The 25,866-nt window shown below is 51.2% G+C and carries 22 protein-coding genes and 2 pseudogenes; 11 read left to right on the top strand and 13 right to left on the bottom strand.

Annotation, left to right across the window (positions count from 1 at the left end; genetic code table 11):
* Positions 1-71: 71 nt before the first annotated feature.
* Positions 72-4,019 carry a hybrid sensor histidine kinase/response regulator gene (locus BFW38_RS10980; protein ID WP_068998690.1) on the bottom strand — a complete coding sequence of 1,316 codons (3,948 nt, stop codon included), beginning with the start codon at positions 4,017-4,019 and terminating at the stop codon, positions 72-74.
* 588 nt (positions 4,020-4,607) lie between these two features.
* Here BFW38_RS10980 and BFW38_RS10975 point away from each other — a divergent pair.
* From BFW38_RS10975 to BFW38_RS10955, 5 genes are all read left to right on the top strand, one after another.
* Positions 4,608-4,883 carry a DUF4212 domain-containing protein gene (locus BFW38_RS10975; RefSeq protein ID WP_068998688.1) on the top strand — a complete coding sequence of 92 codons (276 nt, stop codon included), beginning with the start codon at positions 4,608-4,610 and terminating at the stop codon, positions 4,881-4,883.
* Positions 4,884-4,928: 45 nt separating this feature from the next.
* Complete coding sequence (locus BFW38_RS10970; protein WP_068998686.1) at positions 4,929-6,722, top strand: sodium:solute symporter family protein; 1,794 nt, start codon at positions 4,929-4,931, stop codon at positions 6,720-6,722.
* 165 nt (positions 6,723-6,887) lie between these two features.
* The gene (locus tag BFW38_RS10965; RefSeq protein ID WP_068998684.1) at positions 6,888-8,723 is read left to right on the top strand and encodes a DUF294 nucleotidyltransferase-like domain-containing protein; all 1,836 of its coding nucleotides are present in this window, start codon (positions 6,888-6,890) and stop codon (positions 8,721-8,723) included.
* Positions 8,724-8,822: 99 nt separating this feature from the next.
* The gene (locus tag BFW38_RS10960) at positions 8,823-9,443 is read left to right on the top strand and encodes a 3'-5' exonuclease (RefSeq protein WP_068998682.1); all 621 of its coding nucleotides are present in this window, start codon (positions 8,823-8,825) and stop codon (positions 9,441-9,443) included.
* 55 nt (positions 9,444-9,498) lie between these two features.
* Positions 9,499-9,747, top strand: coding sequence for a hypothetical protein (locus BFW38_RS10955; RefSeq protein WP_139116609.1), 249 nt, complete (start codon positions 9,499-9,501; stop codon positions 9,745-9,747).
* Between the two features lie 28 nt (positions 9,748-9,775).
* Here BFW38_RS10955 and BFW38_RS18500 read toward each other — a convergent pair.
* A pseudogene (locus BFW38_RS18500) lies at positions 9,776-9,865 on the bottom strand (pentapeptide repeat-containing protein); the annotation flags it as partial.
* Positions 9,866-9,911: 46 nt separating this feature from the next.
* On the bottom strand, positions 9,912-10,412 hold the full coding sequence (locus BFW38_RS10950) for a hypothetical protein (protein WP_068998680.1): 501 nt from the start codon (positions 10,410-10,412) through the stop codon (positions 9,912-9,914).
* Between the two features lie 467 nt (positions 10,413-10,879).
* Here BFW38_RS10950 and folE point away from each other — a divergent pair, with 467 nt between their 5' ends.
* The 5 genes from folE to BFW38_RS10925 all read left to right on the top strand — a co-directional run bounded on the left by folE (position 10,880) and on the right by BFW38_RS10925 (position 13,906).
* Entirely contained in the window at positions 10,880-11,452 is a 573-nt protein-coding gene (folE, locus tag BFW38_RS10945) for a GTP cyclohydrolase I FolE (protein ID WP_425427901.1), read from the top strand.
* A gap of 66 nt (positions 11,453-11,518) precedes the next feature.
* Positions 11,519-11,926: a dihydroneopterin triphosphate 2'-epimerase gene (folX, locus tag BFW38_RS10940; RefSeq protein ID WP_218186405.1), complete on the top strand. Its 408-nt coding sequence runs from the start codon at positions 11,519-11,521 to the stop codon at positions 11,924-11,926.
* An 86-nt stretch (positions 11,927-12,012) separates the two neighbouring features.
* Positions 12,013-12,486, top strand: a complete 474-nt coding sequence (locus BFW38_RS10935) for a hypothetical protein (protein ID WP_068998678.1) — start codon at positions 12,013-12,015, stop codon at positions 12,484-12,486.
* Positions 12,487-12,624: 138 nt separating this feature from the next.
* Entirely contained in the window at positions 12,625-13,383 is a 759-nt protein-coding gene (locus BFW38_RS10930; protein WP_068998676.1) for a TIGR04219 family outer membrane beta-barrel protein, read from the top strand.
* A gap of 262 nt (positions 13,384-13,645) precedes the next feature.
* The gene (locus tag BFW38_RS10925; protein ID WP_068998674.1) at positions 13,646-13,906 is read left to right on the top strand and encodes a DUF2061 domain-containing protein; all 261 of its coding nucleotides are present in this window, start codon (positions 13,646-13,648) and stop codon (positions 13,904-13,906) included.
* Between the two features lie 80 nt (positions 13,907-13,986).
* Here the strand turns inward: BFW38_RS10925 and purH are convergent, their stop codons facing one another.
* From purH to dsbD, 10 genes and pseudogenes are all read right to left on the bottom strand, one after another.
* Positions 13,987-15,576, bottom strand: coding sequence for a bifunctional phosphoribosylaminoimidazolecarboxamide formyltransferase/IMP cyclohydrolase (gene purH / locus BFW38_RS10920; RefSeq protein ID WP_068998673.1), 1,590 nt, complete (start codon positions 15,574-15,576; stop codon positions 13,987-13,989).
* A 104-nt stretch (positions 15,577-15,680) separates the two neighbouring features.
* Complete coding sequence (fis, locus tag BFW38_RS10915; protein ID WP_084004595.1) at positions 15,681-16,001, bottom strand: DNA-binding transcriptional regulator Fis; 321 nt, start codon at positions 15,999-16,001, stop codon at positions 15,681-15,683.
* Positions 15,998-16,987 (bottom strand): tRNA dihydrouridine synthase DusB, encoded by a 990-nt coding sequence (gene dusB / locus BFW38_RS10910; protein ID WP_218186483.1) that lies wholly within the window; start codon positions 16,985-16,987, stop codon positions 15,998-16,000. Before dusB ends, fis begins: the two co-directional genes overlap by 4 nt.
* 327 nt (positions 16,988-17,314) lie before the next feature.
* Positions 17,315-18,256, bottom strand: a complete 942-nt coding sequence (locus tag BFW38_RS10905) for a hypothetical protein (protein ID WP_068998671.1) — start codon at positions 18,254-18,256, stop codon at positions 17,315-17,317.
* Positions 18,257-18,409: 153 nt separating this feature from the next.
* A pseudogene (locus BFW38_RS18495) lies at positions 18,410-18,511 on the bottom strand (MJ0042-type zinc finger domain-containing protein); the annotation flags it as partial.
* 133 nt (positions 18,512-18,644) lie between these two features.
* Positions 18,645-19,538, bottom strand: a complete 894-nt coding sequence (prmA, locus tag BFW38_RS10900; protein ID WP_068998668.1) for a 50S ribosomal protein L11 methyltransferase — start codon at positions 19,536-19,538, stop codon at positions 18,645-18,647.
* 138 nt (positions 19,539-19,676) lie between these two features.
* Positions 19,677-21,017, bottom strand: coding sequence for an acetyl-CoA carboxylase biotin carboxylase subunit (gene accC / locus BFW38_RS10895; RefSeq protein WP_068998665.1), 1,341 nt, complete (start codon positions 21,015-21,017; stop codon positions 19,677-19,679).
* A 64-nt stretch (positions 21,018-21,081) separates the two neighbouring features.
* Entirely contained in the window at positions 21,082-21,555 is a 474-nt protein-coding gene (accB, locus tag BFW38_RS10890; RefSeq protein WP_068998663.1) for an acetyl-CoA carboxylase biotin carboxyl carrier protein, read from the bottom strand.
* 61 nt (positions 21,556-21,616) lie between these two features.
* Positions 21,617-22,057: a type II 3-dehydroquinate dehydratase gene (gene aroQ / locus BFW38_RS10885; protein WP_068998661.1), complete on the bottom strand. Its 441-nt coding sequence runs from the start codon at positions 22,055-22,057 to the stop codon at positions 21,617-21,619.
* Positions 22,058-22,282: 225 nt separating this feature from the next.
* Positions 22,283-24,313, bottom strand: coding sequence for a protein-disulfide reductase DsbD (gene dsbD, locus BFW38_RS10880; protein ID WP_175400973.1), 2,031 nt, complete (start codon positions 24,311-24,313; stop codon positions 22,283-22,285).
* A gap of 458 nt (positions 24,314-24,771) precedes the next feature.
* Here dsbD and BFW38_RS10875 point away from each other — a divergent pair, with 458 nt between their 5' ends.
* Positions 24,772-25,803 carry a DUF2333 family protein gene (locus tag BFW38_RS10875; protein ID WP_069000392.1) on the top strand — a complete coding sequence of 344 codons (1,032 nt, stop codon included), beginning with the start codon at positions 24,772-24,774 and terminating at the stop codon, positions 25,801-25,803.
* Positions 25,804-25,866 lie beyond the last annotated feature (63 nt).

The following is a 25,866-nucleotide window of genomic DNA, read 5'->3' as shown; positions in this document are numbered from 1 at the left end:
CAACCCCCGTATGGATCACCATCCGGGGGTTGTTTTTATCCGTCTGTCTGACCTCTTCTCTCTACTGATTCTTAAGGCTTATTGCGCTGCAATGTTCGAGTCATCAGGGCACGCAGTGCCGCAGGCTTGACCGGTTTGTGCAGCAGCTGATAGCCCGCTTGTTGAACTTCTTCGGCAATTTCATCGGTACGATCAGCCGTAATCACGATGCCGGGTACCGGCTCGCCCAGCGCTTCTTCCAGGGCTTTCAGCGCCATAATGCCGGTGACTTCGTTATCCAGATGATAATCAGCAAGAAAGACTTGAGGAGGCTCCGATTGACTCCGCAAGATTGATTTGGCACCACCGATGGTGGTGGCGGTAAAGACTTCACAGTGCCAACCCGATAGCATGGCCGACATACCTTCCAAAATCATCGGTTCATTGTCGATACACAAGACAGTGACACCGTCGAGTTTGTTCATGCGAGCACGAGGTGAGGTGGACACAGGCTGCTCTTGCTGAACCTCACCTTTCTCCACCGTAATGGAAAATACGGTGCCTTGCCCTGGCCAAGAACGAACACGAAGATCATGACCCATCACGCGGCTCATGCGCTCGGCAATCGATAGTCCTAGCCCCAGACCTTTTTCGTTGTGTTTGTCCGGTGTATCCAAGCGGCGGAATTCTTGGAAAATTTCCAGCTGTTTAGCCTCTGGAATACCGGGACCTGTATCCCAGACCTCAATGCGCAGGTGGTGCGGTCCTTCTCGACGACAGCCCAGCAATACTCGTCCTTCTCGGGTGTAGCGCATTGCATTGGAAAGAAAGTTTTGCACGATGCGGCGTAACATTTGAGGATCGCTTTTAACCCAGCTCCGGCTATCGATAACGTCTAATTCGAGATCGCGTTGGCTGGCCATGATGCTAAATTCGGCCTTTAACGGGTGGAGAATATCGGTGAGGGCAAAATGACTGATTTTGGGCTGCATCGCTCCGGCATCCAGCTTGGAAATATCCAGCAGGGTGCTCAGCAGCTCTTCTGCGGCTTTCAGTGAGTTATCAATATTCTCCGTGGTGGCGCGGGTATTGTCATCATGAGTGCGCTGTGCCAAGGCGGAAGTGAACAGTCGTGCCGCATTCAGGGGTTGCAATAAATCGTGACTGGCGGCTGCTAGGAAGCGTGTTTTGGAGGCATTGGCATCTTCTGCCTGTTGTTTCGCCTGACGCATGGCCTCTTCGGCTTTGGCTCGCACCTGATTTTCAGTGAGCAGCGCCGCATTCAGTTCCGATAAAGCCAACGTACGTTCGCGGACGCGTTCTTCCAGGTGTTCATTGGTTTCTTGCAGCGCAATTTCGACCAAACGGCGTTCGGTAATATCTTGATAAAGGGCAAAAAAGCCCAGTACATCGCCATTCTCGGCATGATGAGGCGTATAGGTGACCAAAGCATAACGCATGCCTTTGTTGCGGCTGGGTAGCTCTAGTTCGAAGCTTTGCAGCTTGCCTTCCAAAGCCGCTTTCATATACGGCTTACGGTGCTCATATTGCGCTTCTGAGAGCACTTTATAGATGGGCTGACCGATCACTTCAGTGCGATCGATCCCCATGGCTTCCTCATAAGCGCGATTGGTAAATAAATAACGCTTTTCAGTATCAAAGTAGGCGATTAATGCGGGGACATTGTCGGTGTATATCCGAATATTATTTTCCGATTGGATGAGGGCTTCTTCGGTTTGTTTCTGTTGCGTGATGTCTTGATAACTGAAGACAAAGCCGCCTCCAGGCATGGGGTTACCCTGAACATCGAGCACGGTGCCATCCTGGCGGTAGCGAGTATAACGGTGGGGCTCTCCCTGCCTGATATTATCCATCAGCTGCTGGACATGTGCTTCAGGATCGCCTGGGCCATACTCGCCATTTTCAGCGTTATAACGAAAAACATCGACCATGGGGCAGCCGACTTGGACAAAGCCGTCGGGAAAGTGAAACAGCTCCAGGTAGCGTTGATTCCAGACCACCAGTCGTTGGTGCTGATCGACAACACTGATGCCTTGGCTTAAGTGTTCGACTGTCGATTGCAATAATCCACGGCTGAATTCCAGTACCTGAGAGGCTTCGTCGACGATGGAAATCACATCGGCAATCTGGATCTCTTTGCCCTGTAGTGTCGAGCTGATCACGATACGTGCGGATGAGGCGCCCAAGACCCCGGCTAATAATCGTTCGGTGAATTGAATCAGTTCAATGCTGGCTTTCTCTTCGGGGCGTAACGGCGGTAGGTGACGCTGGTGGGCATAGTGATCAAAGGCTTGATTGGTCGCGTCATGACCGATAAAACGCTGACCTAGCAGTTTTAAGTCACCCACGGTGGTGACGCCCTGCCAAGGGCGACGAATTTTGGCGGGGCGCGCTTCAATGTTATCGACAAAGGCCGAAGCCTGGATACGATCAATCACCCGCTGACGTGTTAGTCGAGAAATGCTGATATAGGCCAGGAGGTTAACCCCTAAACTCCAGAAGACACCGTGTGTGAAGAAGTCCAGATGGCCTGTGCCCAGCAGGGCATCAGGGCGCAACCATTGAATATCCCAAGGACCATGGCTCATCAGGCGGGCATCAATCAGCCCGGCGGCCTGTAGACTTGGGATGAGCAGGGTATAAGCCCAGAACCACATCCCCATGACGAGCCCAGCCAAGGCTCCCCAGCGGTTACCACGTTTCCAGATCAGTCCCCCGATAACAGCGGGTGCTAGCTGTGCAATGGCCGCAAAAGAGAGTAAGCCGGTGGCGGCCAGTGAATTGAACTCAGCCACCAGTCGATAAGTGAGGTAGCTCAGCAGCATGACCGCCAGCATGGTCAGGCGACGAATACGCAGCACGACTCGGCCGAAATCGTGATGAGAGGTGTTGTTGTTCCAGCGTGATTTCAGCAGAAACGGGATCACGATCTCATTAGACACCATAATACTGATGGCCACGGTCGCCATAATGGACATGCTGGTGGCGGCCGAGAAACCGCCAAAAAAGGCGACCAGCGCTAGCTCTTTGGAGTGTAGTGATAGGGGGAGCGCTAGCATGAAAACGTCGGGTTCAACGCTACCATCACTGAATAGAATTAAGCCTGCCGCTGCAATCGGCATGACAAACAGCGCAATCAGTACGAGATATAACGGTAGCAGCCAGCGTGAAACCTTCAGGTCATCCTGGTGAGTATTTTCGACAACGGTGACGTGAAACTGTCGGGGCAACATCAAAATGGCAAACATCGACACCAGTGTTTGGGCAATTAAACCGCGAGGGACATCGCCCGAGCCGAGTGTTTTTTGCAGGTCAAAATAGATCTGTGCTTTGCTCATCAGGTCGTTAAAGCCTGAAAAAACGCCGTAAGTAATAAAGCTGCCAACGGCCAGAAAAGCCAATAGTTTAACGACCCCTTCAAAGGCGATAGCTTTGACGAGGCCGTTATGATGTTCGGTGGCATTAATACTGCGGGTACCAAATAAGATCGCAAAAATCGCCATCACGATGGCGACATGAAATGCGGTGTCTGCGACTGCGGGCAGTTGCTTGTGATCCGGTGGCGGAGCCGGGTAATGAATTAGCATGTCATAGGCCATCGCCACGGCTTTCAGCTGAAGCGCAATGTAAGGCAAGGAACCTATCAGCGCGACCAAGGTGACGACGACGGCCAATACCTGCCATTTGCCATAGCGTGAGGCAATAAAATCAGCAATCGAGGTGATGTTCTGCGCCTTGCTGGCACGCAGTGTTTTGCGAATCAGGCGCCAACCCAGCACATAAGCCAAAATCGGCCCAAGGAAGATGCCGAGATAGACCCAGCCCCCTTCTGCCGCCTGACCGACCGCACCGAAGAAAGTCCATGAGGTACAGTAAATGGCCAAGGCTAAACTGTAGACAAAAGGGCGAGGTTTCTGGCTATTGCGGCCCAGAGCACGACGATCGCCCCACCAGGCAATGCCAAATAAAAGCATGAGGTAACTCAGTGCTACCAGGATTAATTGCCAGCCCGCAAACATGCATGTGTCCTTATTTCAATCTGATGGCCGGGAACATTCCTGACCTTAGTCTGACCTTTTCGCTTGGCGCTTTGAGCGAGTGTGATGAGGCTTTTCATCCAAGCGTGTGTTCTTGATGGCCCTATTGTCTTGTGATGGCGCTTTAGGCTCAAGCCAAAAGCCTCAGAATAATTCCTGACTCATTGTAGGGTGAATCATTAAACAATGGTCTAAGTGTTTGATCCTGCTAGTCCTTCGTCTTAAGACTAATGTACAGGCGTGAGCTGGGCGGTGGCTTGCTACATTCAATTAGCCACATTCAATTAACCGCATTCAATTGGCGACATTGAATGGGCGACACTCAAGCCACTCAATCAGTTTGCATCATGTCGTTTGATGTGGGGTGGAATCCGGAAGGCCCCTTAGGCCAAAAGGAGTGAGCTTAAGCCGTGATTGAACGCGAGATCAGTGATCGTGAAATTGAAAGCGTGAGATCAAGGCCGTTAGAGCGAGAATAGTTAGACCATAAATAGTTAGATCGAAAACGTTAAGCCCAGCTTTAGCGCGTTAAGCCTCAAACAATAACGGTAACAGTAACAGGTGAAGCGTATGAGTACCCATCAAAGTGATACACAGCAACAACAGGCGACAGCCTACTGGAAAGAAAACCTGAGATTGATTGCGGGTTATCTTGTGGTCTGGTTTTTGGCGTCTTACGGCGCCGGCATTTTGTTTGTCGATCAGCTCAATGAAATCCGCTTTTTTGGTTTCAAACTGGGCTTTTGGTTTGCCCAGCAGGGGTCCATCTACACTTTCCTTATTCTCATCATTATGTATGCACGCTCAATGAATAAATTAGATGAAAAATATGACGTGCACGAGTAACGACGACTTATCCCGCGCATTATAACGACAACACAGGGTTTTAATATGGACGTACAAGTACTCACATACTTATTTGTTGGGGCCTCCTTTGCGCTTTACATCGGGATCGCAATTTGGTCTAGAGCGGGCTCCACAAAGGAGTTCTATGTCGCCGGAGGGGGTGTACCGCCGATGGCCAATGGTATGGCCACGGCGGCCGACTGGATGTCCGCGGCATCATTTATCTCAATGGCCGGTTTGTTGGCTTATCTCGGTTATGACGGCTCTGTTTACTTGATGGGGTGGACTGGGGGCTATCTGCTACTGGCAATGTTGCTGGCGCCTTATCTGCGCAAATTTGGTAAATTTACCGTACCGGACTTTGTCGGGGATCGTTATTACTCCAATGTGGCACGTACGGTTGCCGTCATCTGCGTTATCTTCGTCTCTTTCACCTATGTCGCCGGTCAGATGCGTGGCGTGGGGATCGTCTTTTCGCGCTTTCTGGAAGTGGACATCAATATGGGCGTCATCATTGGGATGGCGATTGTATTTGTTTACTCCGTTATGGGCGGCATGAAAGGCATTACTTATACTCAGGTGGCTCAATATTGCGTATTGATTGTGGCTTATCTGGTACCGGCTATCTTCTTGTCCATTATGATGACTGGGCATATCTTGCCACAGACCGGGCTTGGCGCGACCGCGGTTGTCGATGGAGCGGATAGCGGTCAGTTTATTCTGGATCGCTTGGATGGCCTGTTGACTGAGCTGGGTTTTGGTGAGTATACCGAAGGCAAAAAAGCCACTATCGATGTGTTCTTTATTACCGCCGCGTTGATGTGTGGTACCGCCGGCTTGCCTCACGTGATTGTGCGTTTCTTTACTGTGCCGAAAGTACGAGATGCCCGTATTTCTGCAGGTTATGCCCTCTTCTTCATTGCCCTGTTGTACACCACCGCACCCGCTATTGGGGTCTTTGCACGGACCAATATCATTGAGTCTGTCAATGAAGTCGCCTATAAGGACGCGCCTGCTTGGTTCCATAACTGGGAAGCTACCGGCCTGATTGCTTGGGTCGATAAAAATGGCGATGGCAAGATTCAAATGCGAGGTGGTGCGCCTTTCGTAGGGAAGCCAATTTTTGCTGGTGGCACCTTAGAAGGCGGTGAGGTGAAAGGCCAGTGGGGTGAGCGTACGGTCACGAATGCGCTGACTGATAATGCCTCTGAAGTGTATGTCGATCGCGATATTCTGGTCTTGGCGAACCCTGAAATTGGCAATTTGCCCGGCTGGGTGATCGCTTTGATGGCGGCCGGTGGGGTGGCTGCGGCCCTGTCGACTGCTGCCGGTCTATTGTTGGTGATCGCATCGGCCATTTCGCATGATTTGGTGAAGAAAACCATCAATCCGAATATCAGTGAGAAAGCAGAGCTGAATGTCGCGCGTCTGGCTCAGGCTGTGGCCATTCTGGTGGCGGGCTATTTTGGTATCAACCCTCCCGGCTTCGTCGCACAGGTGGTGGCATTTGCCTTTGGTCTGGCTGCTGCTTCCTTCTTCCCGGTCATCATTATGGGGATCTTCTATAAGCGCATGAACCGTGAAGGTGCCATTGCCGGTATGGTCGTCGGTCTGGTCTTCACCTTCAGCTATATTGTTTATACCAAGTTCATCAACCCTGATCCGTCTATTTGGTGGTTCGGTATTTCACCTGAAGGGATCGGTTCTCTGGGCATGATCTTGAACTTCGTGGTGGCTTTTGCGGTATCCCGCTTCACACCGCCACCGCCAGCTGAAATTCAAGCGCTGGTAGAAAGCATTCGCATTCCCCGAGGAGCGGGTGAGGCGATCGACCATTGATCTATCGATGACTCAAGAAGCGCCCTACCTTTTGAGGCGGGCATAGACAATCTGATCAAGTTTTTGATCAGTGAGCACAGGGCGGGCCTGCGGGCCCGCTTTTTGTGACCCTCCAGATGAAAAGCCGCGATCTGCGCTACGAAGCAACGGTCAGGGAGAGCCATCATGCGTCATGAGTTTGATTGTCAGCAGCCACCTTTTAATCAGCTGTCGGAGTCTCAGGCCCATACCTTGAGTCAAAGCCTTGATCTGGCGTATTACGGCCAAGGGGATATCGTCCTCGACGCTGGCCAACAAAGTGATGCGGTGTTTATCGTCATGAAGGGTGTGGTTGTTGAGCTGGATCCGGATGAGCTGCAATCGGACAACCCAGACGCGGGTGTGATTGGACACTACACTGCTGAAGATGTTTTCGGTGCGATTAGTATTATCAACGGTCGAAGTCGCTATCGGTTTCGTACTCTAGAAGAAACCATTGTGTGGCTTTTGCCCAAAGCGATCTTTCTTCAGTTAATGGAAGAGAACACGGCCTTTGCAGACTATTTTCGGCATAGTTTGATTGAGAAATCGCGCCTCATTGCGCGCCATGCTCCGCGTGAAGAGGGTCTAGATCTGTCGAGTTTCATGCTGGCTCGCGTCAGTGACACGATTTTGCGTGAAGCCGTAGTCGTGAATGCTGATTGCAGTATCGAAACCGCAACGGGGCAATTGCGGCAGGAGCAGGCCGATAGTTTATTGGTTCGTCATGATACGCAACTAGGCATGTTAACGCGGACCGATCTGCTTGATGCTGTTGTGATGCAGCATAAAACTTTGTCGAGCCCTGTTGGGCCTTTGGCCAGTTATAACTTGTTCAGCGTTCAACTCGGTGATTTTCTATTCAATGCGTTGATTTTGATGACGCGACATCGTGTACAGCGTCTGGTGGTGTTGAATGATCAAACCTTGGTGGGTTTAGTCGAGCTGACGGATATTCTGAGCTTTTTCTCAAGTCAATCTCATGTGATTGGGTTGCAGATTGAACGGGCTCAATCGTTAGATTCGCTGGGACGTGCGGCGCGTGCAATGGATGAGTTGGTCCAGAGTTTGGTCGCGCAAGGTGTCAAAATTCAATTTGCGATGGACCTATTGGCGGCCTTGAATGCGCGCGTGATGGTGAAGGCTTTTAACTTATTGGTACCTGAAGCCTATCAACAGCATGTCTGTCTATTAGTGATGGGCAGTGAAGGTCGTGGTGAGCAGGTTCTGAAAACGGATCAGGATAATGCGCTGATTATTGATGATGGCGTGGAGTGGCCTGAATGCCATCAGGTGATGCAACAGTTCACCGAGACACTCTTGTCATATGGCTACCCGCCATGTCCGGGCAATATTATGGTATCAAACCCTGAATGGGTCATGACGGCTTCTCAGTGGCACGGCCAATTAGCGCGTTGGGCGGCATCGGTTGAAGGGGAAAGCCTGATGAAGCTGGCGATTGTGCAGGATGCGCACCCGGTTGCTGGCGCGGTTGAACTGTTTACGCCTATTCGGGATTTTATGTTTGATCGCTTTAAAGGTAACAGTGTGTTCTTCTCGCATTTTGCCCGCCCCATTTTGCATTTCGCAACGCCGCTCAATTTATTTGGGGGGTTAAAAGGTAGTGAAGGGCTGGATATCAAAAAAGGCGGTATTTTTCCTATTGTGCATGGTGTTCGTGCACTGGCATTGGAGAATGGGATTAAGATCACCAATACCTTCGAGCGACTGAAAGTTTTGGCCGAACGGCGATTATTAAGCCGAGACTTTGCCGATAATTTGGCCGAAGCGCTTGCAGTGATGAGTATGCTGCGCTTGCGTCAGCAACTTAAGGTGCAGGCTGGACGAGTCCCTGAGCGTGATGGCAACCGGCTGGTGATTCCCGAACTGAATAAATTGGATCGCGATTTGCTACGCGAGGCCTTGCACCTCGTTAAAGAGTTTAAGGCCTTCATGGAGCACCACTATCATTTAGAGCGTTAAATTTAGCGTACTGGTTGAATGTAGAGCACTGAATTTAGAGTGTTCATTCGCGTCTGAGCGACGGTTGTCGCGCAAGGATACGGACATCCTGAGGAGGGCATGATGGTACTGAAGGCATTGCGTATGGCGCGTGATCGGCGCCAGCACCGTGAAGGGCAATATGCGGCATTATTTGAGCCTTACCAGGGCGATGAAGTCGTGGCGCTGGATTGTGAGCTAACCGGGTTAGACCCCCAAAAAGCGGAGCTGGTATCGATTGCGGCGGTGAAAGTCAAGGGCGACCAGGTGCTGACCAGTCAGCGGTTTGATGTGAAACTGCAAAAACCCGATAGCTTAGATGCGGATTCCATCAAAATTCATCATTTGCGCGGTGTTGATTTACATGGTGGCGAAGTGGTGGGTGATGCTCTGGCGCAGTTACTGAACTTTATTCAAAATCGTCCCATCTTGGGCTATTACATTGATTTGGATATTGCGGTACTGAATCGCCATTTACGGCCTCGTTTTGGTTTTGATTTACCAAATACAACCATCGAACTATCGCGTCTTTATCAACGTAAAATGCAACAGGTGAACCCTGAACTTCAGCCCGATCTGCATTTTGACCAGATGGCGAAGAAGCTGGGGGTGCCTCTACTAGAACGCCATACTGCTTTGGGTGATGCCATCACGACGGCTTTGATGTACGTCAGACTCAACAAAGGTGCAATACCGGTCTAGCGCCGAAACCGTCTATGGTGATCATCAGTTTTAGGAAAGCGCTAATAAGGAGTCGATGATGGCTTGGATTTATGCCATGTTACCTACAGCAGAAACCCTCTTTTTGGCCCTTGGTGCCGGGATTTATTTGCTTTCAATCGGCTTGTACCTAGGCCGTACCCGTGATTTGAGGGGCGTGGTGTTTTTTTGGTCAGTTAAAATGCGGTTAAATCCCACCGAATTTTGGTTGAACCGAATTGGTATTATTTTATTGCTGCTGGGCGTGATCGCACGCTTTTTCAATGTGATGCTGATGCTGGGCTGAATACTGGCTCGGATGTTAGCCATGAAGTTCAATCGAGTGAAGCGAGTCGAGTGAGGTCAGATTGAGTGAGGTCAGATTGAGTGAGGTCAGATTGAGTGAGGTCAGATTGAGTGAGGTCAGATTGAGATAAGCCGCAGGGTGCGGCTTATCACTTCACCCCGGCATTATTCTGCGGGGGGGGTACTGGGTGCTTGTTCAAGACGCATTTTGTTGACTTGCTCTGAACTGTTGATGACCAATGGAATCTCTGCCGTTTCGGTGAGTTTCAAGGTGAGATCATGCTGATCATCTAATTGTGCCTGCGTGCATTGATCATCATGCTTTTGCTGGCATGTCTCTGTCAGTCCTTTCACTGCTGTGGCAGCCAAAGCACCACGATAAAAGTGGCCGTCCGGTTGCAAACACCACAAGCGCTGAGCGGTTAACGCCAGTGTGCCTTGTTTTAGAGACAATTCGCTGGACACAATACAGTTCTCAGTGTTGTGGCCAATCTGGCTGGGATCCACATGCAGTTGTACAAAGGGGCTGACATCGCCCTCATTTAAGTGTTGGTTGCCAATGACGGTGGCTTTGAGTTGAGTCCCTGCTTGCAGGGTAAGTGTATCGGCGGCCATGATTGGGAAGGCAGTAGCCGCAATAAAACAAGCGCTGATCAGTCGTTTCATACCATATATCCGCGTCAGATAATGAGTCAGGGTCCATGAATTACTCGGTGACGTCCGGCGCGGTGACCTATCGATATGTCACAAATTTGTATGCCACAAATCTTCCGTAACGCCCCTTGTGTGCTCAACAGTTCCAATGATCGAACGGGCTGCAAAGACTATATCAAAAAGCTTATAAGAATGGATTGATCCGTGTCGGGGGTGTGCGCATTTGTCGCACAACTTGGCGAGTCATGTGTTTATAGCAACTTGATTTTAAACCCGCTTATTCTTGAGTGTAGGAGTAGGATAAAATAGTGCGCTTGCATAGGTTTTTGACGGGTGATAGCGATACTCATTTTATTGTACGATAGCTGTACAGTTGCTAGTGTTGTATAGCCTGTGTAGTGCTATGATGTGCTGATGCAATAGCGCCATTCATTCATCTTAGACCTGAACCTCCACTTTTTCTTGAGCTGCTGCCATTCATGACTAAACATGCTGACATGACTGAATCGATGATTCCTCTATATCGCCAGATCCTTGAAGCCGTGGGCGAAGACCCTGAACGCGAAGGCTTGCTGGATACGCCTAAACGTGCTGCGAAAGCGATGACCTTTCTGACTCAAGGGTATCGCCAGGATTTGAGTGAGATCGTGAATGGAGCGGTCTTTTCTTCTGATTGCGATGAGATGGTGATTGTGCGCGACATTGAGCTTTATTCAATGTGTGAACATCATATGTTGCCATTTATTGGGCGCTGCCACATTGGTTATATCCCTAATGGTCAAGTGCTTGGGTTATCAAAGTTTGCACGTATCGTCGATATGTTTGCACGACGGTTGCAGATTCAAGAGCAGTTGACTCGACAGATCGCCAATGCCGTGCAGGAGGTGACTCAGGCCCGTGGGGTCGGGGTGATCATTGAAGCACAGCACATGTGTATGATGATGAGAGGTGTTGAAAAGCAAAACTCCTCAATGCGTTCCTCTGTCATGTTGGGCCAGTTCCGTGAGTCACAAAATACGCGCCAGGAATTTCTTAAGCTCGCCGGTTTGTAATCGCACGTTTTGACCAGGTGACAATCGACGGTTGGATGGATATCAGGTGAACACTAAGGAGCTGCGATGATGGCGACCCCTCAGCATGACCCGCAACACATAGCCACGATCCGTATCAAGAACCTGCGGCTAAGAACTTTCATCGGCATCAAAGATGAAGAAATCAATAATCGACAAGATGTTGTGATTAATGCGGTGATTCGTTATCACGCTGATCGTGCCGTTCAATTTAATACTATTGATGAAGCGCTGAATTATCGTACGATCACTAAGAAGATTATCCAATATGTTGAAGAAGGCCGTTTCTTGTTATTGGAACGGCTGACCCGTGAGGTGTTGGAAATCATTATGTCGCATGAGCAGGTATTGCAAGCCGAAGTTGAGGTGGACAAACCGCATGCCTTGAGATTTTCTGACTCTGTTTCGATCTCCCTCAATGCACACCGAGGTGATGAAGAGCATTCACTTGATTGAGTGCGGGGATTCAGGCAATTTAAGCGACGTTAACTCGATCGACTCACCGGCATGTCATTGCGGCATGCCATGTAAGGATTGCATTCATGAACGGCACGATTGTCGAGTTTGATCTGGAGACTCAGCAAGGCGTCATTGAAGCTGAGGATCATGCTCGTTACCCTTTTTCGCTGGCTCAATGGCGTAGCGGTGGTTTACCTGATGTCGGCATGGCCGTAAGTGCAAACCTGGATCAAGGGCGTTTAACGGGTATTATTCGCCAGCCTATCGGGCAGCAGAGAGCCGTTGGCCATACTGCCTCAGCGGATCAAGCCCCTCGTCAGCAAACGCAGAATCTATCGATTGTGGCTTTTGTCTTGTTAATTCTGGGGATTCCTTTTGGTTGGATCGTGCTCTTGCCGGTGCCGCCACTTGCAGTGTGGTCACTTTTGCAGTTGCGCCAGAGCCCCGAGCGTTACACGGCGACTAGTCGCTTATTGGCCTGGGCTGCCCTAGTCGTGAGCCTGCTACTATTAGGATTGACCTTGGCTGTTGATCCGCAACAGGTGTCGCCGCCTTAATGACACTTGGGATACCAATAAACCCTCATTATGATGGGGCATGTTGAGATGTTCATAATGCCATGCCCATCAGCTTTGGATTGATGCCGCTTTGGATTGATCTGGATCTGATTTGAATAACCCTTCAGGAGTGATCGCATGAAAAAGGCCATGATGTGCGCGGCAGTGGCCAGCCTGCCCTTTGCGCTGATGACACTACCAGCACAAGCCGATACGTTAGGCGTTTACGCCGGCGCTAATCTTTGGGATGCCAGTGCGGACACAGGACGTGCCAACAATGCCGGAGAAGATGAAGTCGACTTTGGCCTGGATGATGACACAGCGAATCAGATCTGGATTGCGATTGAGCATCCCATTCCCTTGGTGCCTAATCTGAAAGTGCAGCGTACAGACTTATCGATTAATGGGGATAGCACCTATGTCGGTCAGTTTAATGACACGACGTTTGCCGGTGATGTTGATACCAAAGCTGATCTTTCCCACACCGATGCCACGCTCTATTACGAGTTGCTGGATGGCCTCGGCTGGATGTCGCTGGATCTCGGCGTGACCGCCCGTATGTTTGATGGTGAAATGACGGTCAAACAAAATATTGTCGGTCAATCCTCGACGCTGAAGCTCGATAAAACCTTGCCCATGCTGTATGGCCATGCTCAATTTCACCTGCCGCTCTCTGGCTTATCGGCGGGGGTTGAAGCTAACTATGCCGGTTACAGTGGCAATAACGTCAGTGATGTGAGCGCGAAAGTGACTTATGAGATGGACATTACGCCCATTTTGTCACCGGGCTTTGAAGTTGGTTATCGTCGCTTTAATGCCGAACTAGACGATGTTGATGACATCGATGCGGATATGACGGTTGATGGCATGTACGCCGGTGTCTTCCTGCATTTTTAAGCTTGCCTTTAACAGTGCCTGCCTTTGATCTTTGTTGATCAAACTTCCCGACCGGCTCACATGAGCCGGTTTTTTTACACGAAGGCCTCACGTCATCGACTTTAACTTTGGCGCCTACATCTAAAATGTTGAGCACAAGTGCTTAGGTGCATTAGGGTTTTAATTCAATAGTCTTAATTAATCAGCAGGTTTGATTTTTTTGGCTTTTAAGTGAGATTGATTCTTATTATATTGATTCCATACCTACAGAGGAGTTGGGCTCATGAATCGCTCACTGACAAGATTGAAGGCCGCGATGGGGCGTCATGTGACCCTGGCCAAAACGATGACCTTTGCGATGACACATTTCACCGTCGCATTTTGTGTCGCTTGGTGGCTGACAGGGGATATGTGGGTGGGTGGCCTGTTGGCGATGGTGGAACCGGCCATTAATACGGTGGCCTTTAGTATCCATGAAAAACTGTGGCAGTGGCGTACCACGAGCACGCCTCAAGACCCCATGAAGGGCCTAATCAAGGTGTGATGACACGATGAGCTTGAGATAAAAAGCGCCCCTCATTCGGGGCGCTTGTCGTCACGGTTGGCCGTTAATCGAGCTCCTACTTAGTGACGGAAGTGGCGCATACCTGTGAAGACCATCGCGATGCCGGCTTCGTTCGCCGCCTGGATGACTTCTTCATCTCTGACTGACCCACCCGGTTGAATCACTGCGGTAATCCCGGCGGCGGCAGCGGCATCAATGCCATCGCGGAAGGGGAAGAAGGCATCGCTGGCCATGACAGAGCCTTTGACTTCTAGGCTTTCGTCAGCGGCTTTAATGCCGGCTATTTTGGCCGAGTAGACGCGGCTCATTTGACCAGCACCGACACCGATGGTCATGCCATCACGGGTGTAAACAATGGCATTGGATTTGACGAATTTGGCCACTTTCCAAGCGAACGCCAGATCCTTCAACTCTTGTTCGGTGGGAGCGCGATCGGTAACCACTTTCAGGTCATCGCGGGTAATCATGCCCTGATCTCGATCCTGAACTAATAGCCCGCCTGTGACACGTTTATAGTCCAGCGCTGCCGCACGGTCTCCCGGCCAATGCTCGCCGCAATCCAGCAGGCGTACATTCTTTTTCGTGGCAATAATGTCTGAGACGCCCGCTTCTACGCCAGGGGCAATAATGACTTCAACAAACTGACGATCAACGATGGCTTGAGCCGTCACCTGATCCAGTGGACGGTTAAACGCGATAATACCGCCAAAGGCACTGGTGGGATCGGTTTTAAACGCTTTGTCATAGGCTTCTAGCGGTGTTTGTGCAACGGCGACGCCACAGGGGTTAGCGTGTTTGACGATCACACAGGCGGTTTCCGCAAACGATTTGACGCACTCAAAAGCGGCATCCGTATCGGCGACATTGTTATAAGACAGTGCTTTACCCTGGAGCACTTTGGCCGTGGCCACACTGGCTTCAGTCGGCGCGGCTTCAGCATAAAACGCCGCTTTTTGATGCGGGTTTTCGCCATATCGCATGTCCTGACGTTTGACATACTGGCTGTTGAAGGTGCGCGGGAAATCTTCGTTACCACCTTCTACCAGGCGGCCTAGATAATTGGCGATGGCGCCATCGTAAGCTGCGGTATGTTCAAAGGCTTTAACGGCGAGATCAAAACGTATTTCGCTCGGCACTTGATTGCCATACGTATCCATGGCGTCGATCACACGCTGATAATCATCTGCGTTGACCACGATGCTGGTGTGTGCGTGGTTTTTGGCACAGGCGCGGACCATGGTCGGCCCACCGATGTCGATGTTTTCAATCGCCATCTCCAGCGTACAATCATCTCGGCTGATGGTTTCAGTGAAGGGGTAGAGGTTGACGATCACCATGTCGATTGGGTCTATGCCATGATCGGCCATAACGTCATCATCCTGACCGCGACGCCCCAGAATCCCACCATGAATCTTCGGGTGTAGGGTCTTGACCCGACCATCCATCATTTCCGGGAAGCCGGTATGTTCGGAGACTTCCGTGACCTCAATACCATTTTCTTGCAGCAAACGGTAAGTCCCTCCGGTGGAGAGCAGGGCAACGTCCCGAGCGGCAAGTGCACGGGCAAATTCGACGATACCGGTTTTATCGGAAACGCTAATCAGAGCCCGGCGAACGGGCAGTCCCTGAGACGCAGACTGTGCTGACATGATGAGAGCCTTTCTTGTGTCGGCGAGGCCGACGGTTACAGGAGTGAGTGCGAATCAAAAGAGGATCAAATACATGGGGAGCCCGGTCGGCTCCCCATGATCAATTATGAGTCGAGTAATCCGTACTGCTTGAGCTTTTTACGCAGGGTCCCTCGATTCAGTCCCAGTATGGCCGAAGCCTGGGTCTGATTATCCTGGGTATGGCGCATGACGGTTTCCAGCAAAGGCCCTTCAACTTCTCCTAATACCATAGCGTAGAGATCGCTGACGGGTTGGCCTTCAAGTTGCTCGAAATAATGTTCAAGTGCCATTGCGACACTTTCTCGTAATGGACGCTGGGCATGATGATCATGCAGCCCTTGTGCGCCTTCTTTTTGGGTCTGGGCGGCTGCTTCCGCCGGTGTTGTCGTAATGGGTTGGTTCATGCCAGTGCCCTTGCTTCTGGTGCCCCTGAGTGGAACAGATGCTCAAGCCATTCGAGCTGACTCGAAGGTGTTTCTAAGCGATTAAAGCCAGCTCGCCAATGACTTAAGGACTGCGGGTGCTGCTGGAGATACCAGCCAATATGTTTGCGGGCAATCCGTACGCCCATAAAATCGCCGTAGCAATCGTGCAATCCCTGCAGATGCGCTTGCATTAGTGCATAAATTTCGTCATTTTCGGGCGCTGGACGCAATATGCCTAGGGTCAAATAGTCTCGAATTTCGCGAAAAATCCAAGGCCGACCTTGGGCTGCACGTCCAATCATCACACCTTTTGCGCCAGTATAGTCTAGGACTTCACGTGCTTTTTCTGCTGAGTCAATGTCCCCATTAGCCAATACGGGGATCGAAACCGCCTGACAAATCTCGGCAATGGTGTCGTATTCGGCTTCACCCTGAAATTTGTCTTCCCGAGTGCGGCCATGCACTGCCAGGGCCTGAATACCGATATCTTCTGCCATGCGCGCAATATGTACGCCATTTTGGGCATGTCGTGCCCAGCCAGTACGGATCTTCAGTGTGACGGGAACATCTACCGATTGCACCACCGCTTTTAAAATATCGGCCACCAAGGCTTCATCCTTGAGTAAGGCTGAGCCTGCCGCCTTTTTGCAGACTTTTTTGGCCGGACATCCCATATTGATATCAATAATTTGTGCGCCCAGTGCGACATTGGCTTTGGCCGCTTCAGCCAGCATTTCTGGCTCTCCCCCGGCAATCTGAATCGCCCTGGGTTCGGGTTCGTCGGCATGGGGAAGGCGCTGTTGAGATTTCCGCGTATGCCATAAGCGGGTATCAGCAGTCACCATTTCCGAGACCACCAAACCGGCCCCCATCTGACGGCATAAGCGTCGGAAGGGGCGGTCAGTGACGCCTGCCATTGGGGCCAGTACGACAGGGACGTCAATATTATAGGGGCCAATACGCAGCACGAAAATCGCCTTGGATGGGGTGATGATTGATGGTTAATGGGTTGTTACAGGACAAACGCCATCCGTTCCGAGAATCTATCTTTCCAAAAACTTATCTTTCCGAAAATCTATCGTTCCCAAAACGTACCGTTCTGAAAAGCGATCGTTCTGAAAACCTATCGTCCTGAAAACCTACAAGCTCGGATGAAGAGAAATAGCTGTGACCTGAGAGCGACGTATGATACCCGTTCAGGTGCCTGGGTAAAAGGTTTGAGCGGGCTTAAGAGAGGGATAAATGGTGAAAAAATGTTCACTCTTTGCGTGAGTGCAATAGGGTTACCCTACCTAGTCGTTTTCTAACGGTGTGATTTCCACGCTGGCGACCAGTGTGCCTGGTCGAGGAACTTCTACTTCTAGCGTTCTTGTGCTGAAAGGGGGGATGGGGTCGAGGTCGCCCTGAAGTTGACTGCGATCCAGATGATGCTCACTTAAGAGGCTATCGGTCAGATTTTTAAGCTTGATGTCAATGCCTTTAAGTGACATGGGTTGATCAGTCAGATTGCGTAACTCAAAGCGAATGTTCAAGCGGCTTTGAATCGGTGCCGTTTGCACCTGAGTGGACTCAATGCGGTAATTTGATAAGCTGGAGGAGGGCGAGGGTGTCATCGACAGCACCCCTATCGTGCCGGCCAACATAAGGATGATCGCTGCACCTATCCACTGCCATTGCTGACGCACCCAGTCGCTCCATGATTCAGCTAACGCGTCATAGTCGTCATCTATTGGCTCTTCATCATGGTTATCCGTTATTGCTGCTGAAGCGGCGGGCTCACTGGTTGATATTGTCTGCTCTGGCGCCAGTTGTAGCAGCGCCTGTAAGTCGTCAGTCTGTTTTGAGGATGATGTGTCTGAACCTGATGTTGGTGCAGGTTTAAGCCCAAGCAGCTTCTCGAAGTCTAACGTTTCCTCAGAAGCGGATGATGATGGCGTTTCTAGCAACGGTGCTTTTATTGACGCTGAGTTCATCGTTGCGGCTTCGCGGGTGGGCGATAATTGAGCATTGATACGCTCCGTCACTGGCGCCGTCGTCTCCATGGAAATCGCGGTGTGATCAGTCTTGGTCAGCGTTCCTATGGGGGGTTCGGATGTTAGGGCGACATCAGTGTCACTACCGTGCTGGTCTTCAGCCGTACTGCGATGCGCTGTCGCATGATCATCAAACGAGTGGGCATTCAAGCGCTCTGTAATGGTGGGAATCGACTGGTTGTGAGGTGAGGGGGTGGCCATTGTTGCGTTGACAGAATTTCTCTCTATATCTTTCGCCTGATTAGCGTTTGCCGTCTGGTCTCGTGCACTAGTGGAATCATCAGCATCTTGTTCAATTGAGTCAGATGCACATGATGTCTCTTGGTTATTGATATGGTATGTCGCATTAAAGATACGTAGGCATTGGCCGCAGCGTACAGCGCCCTCAGCCGTTTTAAGCTCATTCAGGCTGACCTCAAAAAGGGTCTCGCAGTGTGGACAACGGGTCAGTTTCACAACAATTCCCTACAGTATCGGCTTCATCCATGATCGATATTAGCGCCTGGCGGTGCATCGGCCAAGCGCTCAAACGTAGCATCTGGTAAGTGAGCTGTTGCATGCCAGAGACGATTGACAATGTAGGAAATAACTACCGCTTTTGTCCAGTCAGTCTGACCCAATCCTCTCTCTGGACGGGAGGCTGCATCTCAAACCAAGGCTGATAGGCTTCAATGATCGCTTCGGCTTGATGGGCCAGAATGCCTGATAACAGCAGCTGACCGCCGCTACGAACGAGGCGGGCTAAGGTTGGGGCCAAGTCAATTAAAGGCCCGGCCAAAATATTCGCCACCAGGGTATCGGCTTGGATCTCGGGGCACTGCTCTGGAAAATAAACGGGGAAGCGTGCCGGGTCGAGGTGATTCCGGCGTGCATTTTCTCGGCTGGCTTCCAAGGCTTGAGGGTCAATATCGGTGCCCCAGGCCTGACTTGCTCCCAGTAATAGGGCTGCAATCCCTAAAATGCCCGAACCACAGCCAAAATCGATCACGTTTTGGCCTTGAAGTCTTTGTTGATCTAGCCACTCAAGACAAAGTGCTGTCGTGGGGTGAGTCCCTGTCCCAAAGGCTAACCCTGGATCTAAGCGAAGGTTGACGGCTTCAGGCTCGGGTGGTTCCAGCCAACTCGGCACCACCCAGAGGCGGTCGCCCATTTTTAAAGGCTCGAAGCTGTCCATCCACTCTCGAATCCAATCTTTGTCTTCAAGGATCTCAACCTTGAGTTGTAAAGCGGGCGCTTCAGGGCGATGTGTCGTCCACCATTGATGGATCTGCTGTTGCATTTGTGCAGCATCGGCATTGCCATCATAAAGTCCCGTCACCACTGTAGTGGCCCATAAAGGGGTTGTGCCTCGGATCGGTTCGAAAACGGGGGTATCCTGAGCATCACTTAAGGTAATGGCGCAGGCCCCGGCTTCTAGCAGCTGATCTTCGATGACTTCAGCATCTTCGGGGGCGACTTGGGTTTTGATTTGTAGCCAGGACATGATTCACCTTTTGCGCTTAGAGCGTTGCTGTTGGCTATGACTGTTAGCAATGGCAGTTGCTGTGGGTGATGATGGCAGTACTGACAATTAAAAACGGCGGCCTAAGGCCGCCGTTGCGAAGTTGATGTCAGTCTGCAATCAGTCTGCCAGCTTCTTCTCAAGGTAGTGAATATTAACACCACCGGCCTGGAAGTGCTGATCGCGCACCAGGTCTTTATGTAGATCAATATTGGTTTTGATACCTTCAACCAATAGTTCGTCTAGGGCCCCTGTCATACGGGTCAGAGATTGCTCACGATTTTCAGCCCAAGTGATCAGTTTGCCGATCAAGGAATCATAGTGAGGCGGTACGCTGTAACCTGAGTAAATATGAGAATCCATTCGAACACCAAGGCCGCCTGGGGCATGGTACAACGTGATTTTGCCCGGCGATGGCATGAAGGTGCGTGGATCTTCAGCGTTGATACGGCACTCAAAAGCGTGACCGCTTAATGTCACATCTTCTTGTCGAATGGACAACGGCTGGCCAGAAGCAATGCGCAGTTGCTCTTTGACAATATCGACACCTGTGACCATCTCAGTCACTGGGTGCTCAACCTGAACACGGGTGTTCATTTCAATGAAATAAAAGCCGCCGTCTTCGTACAGGAACTCAAAAGTACCTGCGCCGCGATAGCCGATTTCGATACAGGCATCTGTACAAGCCTTGAGGACTTTAGCGCGAGCTTCCTCATCCAAGTGAGGCGCGGGGGCTTCTTCTAATACTTTCTGGTGGCGGCGCTGCAGCGAGCAATCGCGATCATACAGGTGGATCGCGTTACCCTGGCCGTCGGCCAGTACCTGGACTTCCACGTGGCGTGGATTTTCCAGGAACTTCTCCATATATACGGTACCGTCACCAAAGGCTTGCTGTGCCTCATTCTGGGTGACTTGAACCGCGTTGAGTAGGTGGGCTTCAGTATGGACGACGCGCATCCCACGGCCACCACCGCCAGCGGCGGCTTTGATAATCACCGGATAACCAATTCGGCGTGCGGTTTGTCGCAGTTGCTCCGGATCAGAAGATAAGGGGCCATCAGAGCCTGGTACAGTAGGCACCCCAGCCTTTTTCATGGCTTCAATGGCGGAGACTTTATCCCCCATCAAGCGAATTGTTTCAGCTTTGGGGCCAATGAAAATAAAGCCTGAGCGTTCGACCTGTTCAGCAAATCCGGCATTTTCAGCCAGAAAACCATAGCCCGGGTGAATGCCGGTGGCATCGGTGACCTCTGCCGCTGCAATCAATGCCGGAATGTTGAGGTAGGACTCGGTGGAGGCGGCCGGGCCAATGCAGACGGCTTCATCAGCCAGACGTACATGCATGAGATCCCGGTCAGCTTTTGAGTGGACCGCTACGGTACGGATGCCCAGTTCGCGACAGGCACGTAGAATCCGCAGGGCGATCTCGCCGCGGTTGGCGATGACGACTTTGTCGAGCATTGCAATTCCTCGTGCAGTGATCGAGCCGGTAAGCGTGATCACTGCGTCTGACGTGAAGGGCTGGTTATTTGATGATAACCAACGGTTGATCGAATTCTACTGGTTCGCCATCGGCGAGAAGAACGGCTTCAACAACACCGTCTTTATCGGCTTCGATTTGGTTCATCATTTTCATGGCTTCGACGATACAGATCGTGTCGCCTTTCTTCACCGGCTGTCCTTCAGTGATAAAGGGCTTGGCGCCAGGCGCCGGTGCGCTATAGAAAGTGCCGACCATGGGGGATTTTACTTGGTGCCCTGAAGGCTGAGCGGGGGCTTGTTCTGCCACGTTGTCTTGTGTTGCCGCCGCGGGTGCTGCAGGTGCAGCCATCGGAGCCTGTGGGGCCATGGGCGGATACATCATCGGGGCATTGACTGCAACGCCGTTGGTGGCGTGGCGGCTGATGCGCACTGACTCTTCGCCTTCTTGAATTTCAATTTCGCTGATATTGGACTCTTCCAACAATTCAATCAGCTTCTTGACCTTGCGAATATCCATGATGATGTCTCTATTGGGTCTGGTTCTGTGGATAGGGGTTGGCTTATGCCTTGAGATATGGCTATGACGATAACCGGGTTAGTGCCGCCTGCAGAGCCAGTTCATAGCCCTGAGCGCCCAATCCGCAGATAACGCCAATCGCAATATCGGAAAAATAAGAGTGATGCCGGAATGCTTCACGGGCATGCACATTCGACAGATGAACTTCAATAAAGGGAATCGCAACGCCCAGGAGGGCATCCCTCAAGGCAACACTGGTATGTGTGAACGCTGCCGGGTTGAACAGAATGATATCCACCCCGTCATCCCACGCTTGGTGGATGCGATTAACCAAGTCGGCTTCAGCATTGCTTTGAAAGGCTTCCAATCTATGGCCTTTTTGTTCAGCCAGTTGCTGTAGCTGCTGGTTAATATCTGCCAGAGTCGTATGGCCATAGATTTGGGGCTCACGGCGACCGAGAAGGTTGAGGTTGGGGCCATGGAGCACCAAAACTTGAGCCATAATAGAATGATCCTACCGTTAGCGTAATAGTTGAGTGGGCGTTAGCGTCATTGGGCCGCCTCTGCCGAGTGGCTGACCCGTTATAGGGCAAATTGCCCTTAGCAAACTAGGGCGGAAGTTTGCCGAAGTTCAATGTTATTGTCCAGTTCAGCGATGTTTCGCTTTATTTCGCAGAAATTAAACGCCCGTTTATGTTCTTGCGCTGATCAACAATGACCGACTGAGTCATTGAGCTGATGGCGTCGCCTTGATCGCATTCAAGTGCCCAGCCAGCTCTGCGACCCCAACTTCGCCCATGATGCGCCACGGACGTTGCTCTTGCCCTTGGACAAAAAAGAGCAGTGACGGGGGGCCAAAGAGCTGTTGTTGAGCGAGCCACTGCTGTTGGGCGGCGTTATTTTTCGTAATATCCAAGCGTATTGGTGTGAAGTTTGATAAGGCTTGAACAACCTTAGGATCAGGAAACACCTCATGCTCCATCACTTGGCAAGCGATACACCAATCGGCGTAAAGGTCAATCATGACAGGTTTTTCTGCCTTTTCGATCCAACTTTTAAGCGTGGCAATGTGATCGGTTTGGCGCCACCGTGCCTGCTGAGATGAACGCGCTTCGGGGGCTGTCGCATCGGGTGTTATCGACGATGATATTGCGGGGGGCTCCATTAACGGACGTAATGGGTTTTTGTGGCCGGAGAGTGCTCCCCACCAAAGCGCAATGCCATAAATGAGCAGTATGAGCCCCAGCGCTTGGGCAAAGCGTTGCCCATTATGGGGGTGTTCATGCCGCTGGAGTGTTCCCAAGAACAAGGCGCTTAGAATTGCCAAAGAGCCCCAAAGTGCCAGGGTGATCGGGCCAGGGTATAAGCGGCTTAACAACCAGACCGCCAGCCCCAGTAACAAAAGGCCAAAGAGATGTTTCACTTGGCTCATCCAGGCGCCTGACCGCGGGAGCCATTGATTGCCAAAGATGCCCACCAAAATCAGCGGAATACCCATTCCCAGCCCCATCACCCAGAGCGCCAGTGCCCCACGGGCGACTTCACCGGTGCTGGCGATAAAAGCCATCGCCCCTGCCAGCGGCGCTGATAGGCAAGGGGAGACGACGAGTGTTGACATCGCACCGAGCAGTAATACGTTCAGCAATTGTCCGCCTTTTAACTGCGACTGAGCCTGCCCAATGCTGTCTTGCCAGGCTTGTGGCATTTTCAGCTCAAATAAACCGAACATGGACAGTGCCAGCACGACAAACAATAGACTGAAAGGAATGAGCCAATAAGGGGATTGTAGTGCCGCTTGAAGGTTAAGTTGGGCGCCGAATAGCCCGACCAAGGCGCCCAGCGCTGCATAGGTCAGGGCCATGCCCAAGACATAACTCAGTGATAGCAGACCCGCTCGCCCTTTATGACGCTGCTGGCCTAAGGTGATCGCACTGATGATGGGTAACATCGGCAAAACACAAGGGGTGAAGGTTAACCCTAATCCGGCTAGGAAAAATAAGCCCAGGGTGGCCCACATCGGCAACTCGGCCAGTGCATTTTGCAAGCGGCCATCCTCGCTGGGGACAAAACCCGGTGAGGGGGATTGTAACGTCGAGGAGGTCGAGCCTTCGGTGTTCGCTATTGATAAAGGACTCTCTGACTTTGTGGCGGGTGCTGGCACTGTCGGTGACGCTGGTTCCGGTGAAGATCGTTCTGGTGCCGGTTGACCATATCCTGATAGATCAACATTGAATGTGCGTGTTCGTGGTGGGTAACAAAGCCCTGCTTCGGCACAGCCTTGATAGCGTAAAGTGACGGCCAGTTGATCCTGGGTGGGTGAGCCGTTCAAGGGCAATTGCGCCGATACTTGTTGGGTGAAAACCCGAGTGAGCCCGAGGTATTGATCTTGTTTCTCTTGGCCCGGTGGCAGCGTTAAGTGCCCTGCACTGAGCCCTTGATCGGGGGCAATCTTGACTTCAATTTGAGGACGGTAGAGGTAATAGCCATCGGCAATGTGCCAGTCAATGCTTAATTGTTTGTCGTAAACGTTGAGCTCAGGCTTAAAGGCCTCATCGACCGAAAGGAACTCACTGTCATCATTACTGAGCCAGGAGCGGAACGTTTGTCCACTGTCTTGATCAAACAAGCTGGCGTGAGCGCTTGCCGCAAGCAGCAGCGTGATGGCCCACAGCATCAGCAACGCCATCCATTTGTGGTGCTTGAGTGAGGGGAGTGCATCGTAATGCGGAGTGAGAACCTGAGTGACCGTTTTATCCATTCCGTTGCCCTGGTGCATGCTGCTATTGTAACTGGTGAACATCATTGATGATGAAAGACTACGATCGCAATGGCGCTTTTGACCGAAAAGGGGGCAACTCGTTCATGCTTTTCAGCATGGCCTTTTCCGGTATTGAATTATATGGGTCTCGATGGAAACTCTATAGATTAGCCTTTGTGATCCACTGTCTTCCTGCTTAAGCTTATAGACTTTGAAATCTGTATACTGATGTTTATGGGTTTATGAATAGCTTCAATGGTTCATGAGTCAGTGAACGCATTTCAGTTTATTGGAAATTTTTCAGCGGGTATCGTCGTGCTGTGTGATACAGCGGCCACGAGTCTAAGCCTCACCGATTGTGAAACGTGATCACCTATATCATTGGCGAACAATCCAAGGGGGCATGGTAAGCTTTCAGGCCAAGAGGTGATATGCGTTATGTCATGGAGATCGTTACGATGCGCAAGCTTTGGTCTAAGGGCCGACATGCTCTGAGTCGGATGGGTTGGATCAGCCGAGTCGTGCTGTTGGTTGTAGGTGCTTACCTCATCGGTGCCTTAGGGGTGGGGATGTGGTGGAGCAGTACGCCCGATTTATTTGATGTGAAGACTCAAGCTCGAAAAGAAGTGGGCATTGGGCCAGAGGGGCAATTGCGTCAAGGGGTGACCACCACCGCGACATTAGTTCATCTGATTGATTCATTACTGGATAAGCCGGGCGGCTATCTGCGTAATGACATGTTTCCCCCTGGGCTTTGGTTGGACAACATGCCCGCCTGGGAGTACGGCGTATTAGTACAAACGCGTGATATGGCGCGAGCCATGCGTCGAGATATCAGTCGCTCTCAGACTCAGTCAGCGGAAGATAAGGCGTTATCCGATGCCGAATCGCTATTGTTTGTGAATGCCAGTGCCTGGATGTTCCCTTCCGCTGAGCAGGAGTACAGCAAAGCACGTAAGGATCTACGTGATTATTTGACTCGCTTGCAGGATGATGATCCGCAAAATGCGCGTTTTTATGCGCGCGCAGACAATCTTGAGCGCTGGCTAGCGGATGTCGGTACCCGTTTGGGTAGCTTATCTCAGCGTCTTGCGGCCAGTGTTGGTCAATCACGTATCAATATTGCATTGGCGAATGACCGTAGCGCGACTTCGAGTAAAAAAGAACCCGATGAAGTGATGGTCAAGACCAGTTGGTCCCAGATCGATGATGTTTTTTACGAAGCGAGAGGGACTGCATGGGCCTTGATCCACCTACTGAAGGCCGTTGAGCAGGATTTTGGTAGCGTGCTGGATGATAAAAATGCACGAGTCAGCTTGCGGCAAATTATCCGTGAATTGGAATCTACACAGCAGCCGCTGGGCAGCCCCATCATTCTCAATGGCAGTGGCTTTGGCATTTTTGCCAATCATTCTTTAGTTATGGCGTCTTATTTGGCTCGTGCCAATGCTGCCCTGATCGATCTACAAGAGCTGCTCAATCGCGGATAACCCTTCTTTCACTTCTGAAAACGCCGATTCTCATGTCTTACGAGATCTTTATGTTTTATGAGT

It is taken from the genome of Terasakiispira papahanaumokuakeensis, assembly GCF_001709345.1.
GTDB lineage: Bacteria > Pseudomonadota > Gammaproteobacteria > Pseudomonadales > Halomonadaceae > Terasakiispira > Terasakiispira papahanaumokuakeensis.
Note: the sequence above shows the minus strand (reverse complement) of the source record. Positions and strands in the feature narration are given on the sequence as shown.

What these genes read in the sequence shown, in the direction of transcription:
- BFW38_RS10980 (WP_068998690.1), bottom strand. Translation starts at nt 4,019, where the DNA reads ATGTTTGCGGGCTGGCAATTAATCCTGGTAGCACTGAGTTACCTCATG.
- BFW38_RS10975 (WP_068998688.1), top strand. Translation starts at nt 4,608, where the DNA reads ATGAGTACCCATCAAAGTGATACACAGCAACAACAGGCGACAGCCTAC.
- BFW38_RS10970 (WP_068998686.1), top strand. Translation starts at nt 4,929, where the DNA reads ATGGACGTACAAGTACTCACATACTTATTTGTTGGGGCCTCCTTTGCG.
- BFW38_RS10965 (WP_068998684.1), top strand. Translation starts at nt 6,888, where the DNA reads ATGCGTCATGAGTTTGATTGTCAGCAGCCACCTTTTAATCAGCTGTCG.
- BFW38_RS10960 (WP_068998682.1), top strand. Translation starts at nt 8,823, where the DNA reads ATGATGGTACTGAAGGCATTGCGTATGGCGCGTGATCGGCGCCAGCAC.
- BFW38_RS10955 (WP_139116609.1), top strand. Translation starts at nt 9,499, where the DNA reads ATGATGGCTTGGATTTATGCCATGTTACCTACAGCAGAAACCCTCTTT.
- BFW38_RS10950 (WP_068998680.1), bottom strand. Translation starts at nt 10,412, where the DNA reads ATGAAACGACTGATCAGCGCTTGTTTTATTGCGGCTACTGCCTTCCCA.
- folE (WP_425427901.1), top strand. Translation starts at nt 10,880, where the DNA reads ATGACTAAACATGCTGACATGACTGAATCGATGATTCCTCTATATCGC.
- folX (WP_218186405.1), top strand. Translation starts at nt 11,519, where the DNA reads ATGATGGCGACCCCTCAGCATGACCCGCAACACATAGCCACGATCCGT.
- BFW38_RS10935 (WP_068998678.1), top strand. Translation starts at nt 12,013, where the DNA reads ATGAACGGCACGATTGTCGAGTTTGATCTGGAGACTCAGCAAGGCGTC.
- BFW38_RS10930 (WP_068998676.1), top strand. Translation starts at nt 12,625, where the DNA reads ATGAAAAAGGCCATGATGTGCGCGGCAGTGGCCAGCCTGCCCTTTGCG.
- BFW38_RS10925 (WP_068998674.1), top strand. Translation starts at nt 13,646, where the DNA reads ATGAATCGCTCACTGACAAGATTGAAGGCCGCGATGGGGCGTCATGTG.
- purH (WP_068998673.1), bottom strand. Translation starts at nt 15,576, where the DNA reads ATGTCAGCACAGTCTGCGTCTCAGGGACTGCCCGTTCGCCGGGCTCTG.
- fis (WP_084004595.1), bottom strand. Translation starts at nt 16,001, where the DNA reads ATGAACCAACCCATTACGACAACACCGGCGGAAGCAGCCGCCCAGACC.
- BFW38_RS10905 (WP_068998671.1), bottom strand. Translation starts at nt 18,256, where the DNA reads ATGGCCACCCCCTCACCTCACAACCAGTCGATTCCCACCATTACAGAG.
- prmA (WP_068998668.1), bottom strand. Translation starts at nt 19,538, where the DNA reads ATGTCCTGGCTACAAATCAAAACCCAAGTCGCCCCCGAAGATGCTGAA.
- accC (WP_068998665.1), bottom strand. Translation starts at nt 21,017, where the DNA reads ATGCTCGACAAAGTCGTCATCGCCAACCGCGGCGAGATCGCCCTGCGG.
- accB (WP_068998663.1), bottom strand. Translation starts at nt 21,555, where the DNA reads ATGGATATTCGCAAGGTCAAGAAGCTGATTGAATTGTTGGAAGAGTCC.
- aroQ (WP_068998661.1), bottom strand. Translation starts at nt 22,057, where the DNA reads ATGGCTCAAGTTTTGGTGCTCCATGGCCCCAACCTCAACCTTCTCGGT.
- dsbD (WP_175400973.1), bottom strand. Translation starts at nt 24,313, where the DNA reads ATGGATAAAACGGTCACTCAGGTTCTCACTCCGCATTACGATGCACTC.
- BFW38_RS10875 (WP_069000392.1), top strand. Translation starts at nt 24,772, where the DNA reads ATGCGCAAGCTTTGGTCTAAGGGCCGACATGCTCTGAGTCGGATGGGT.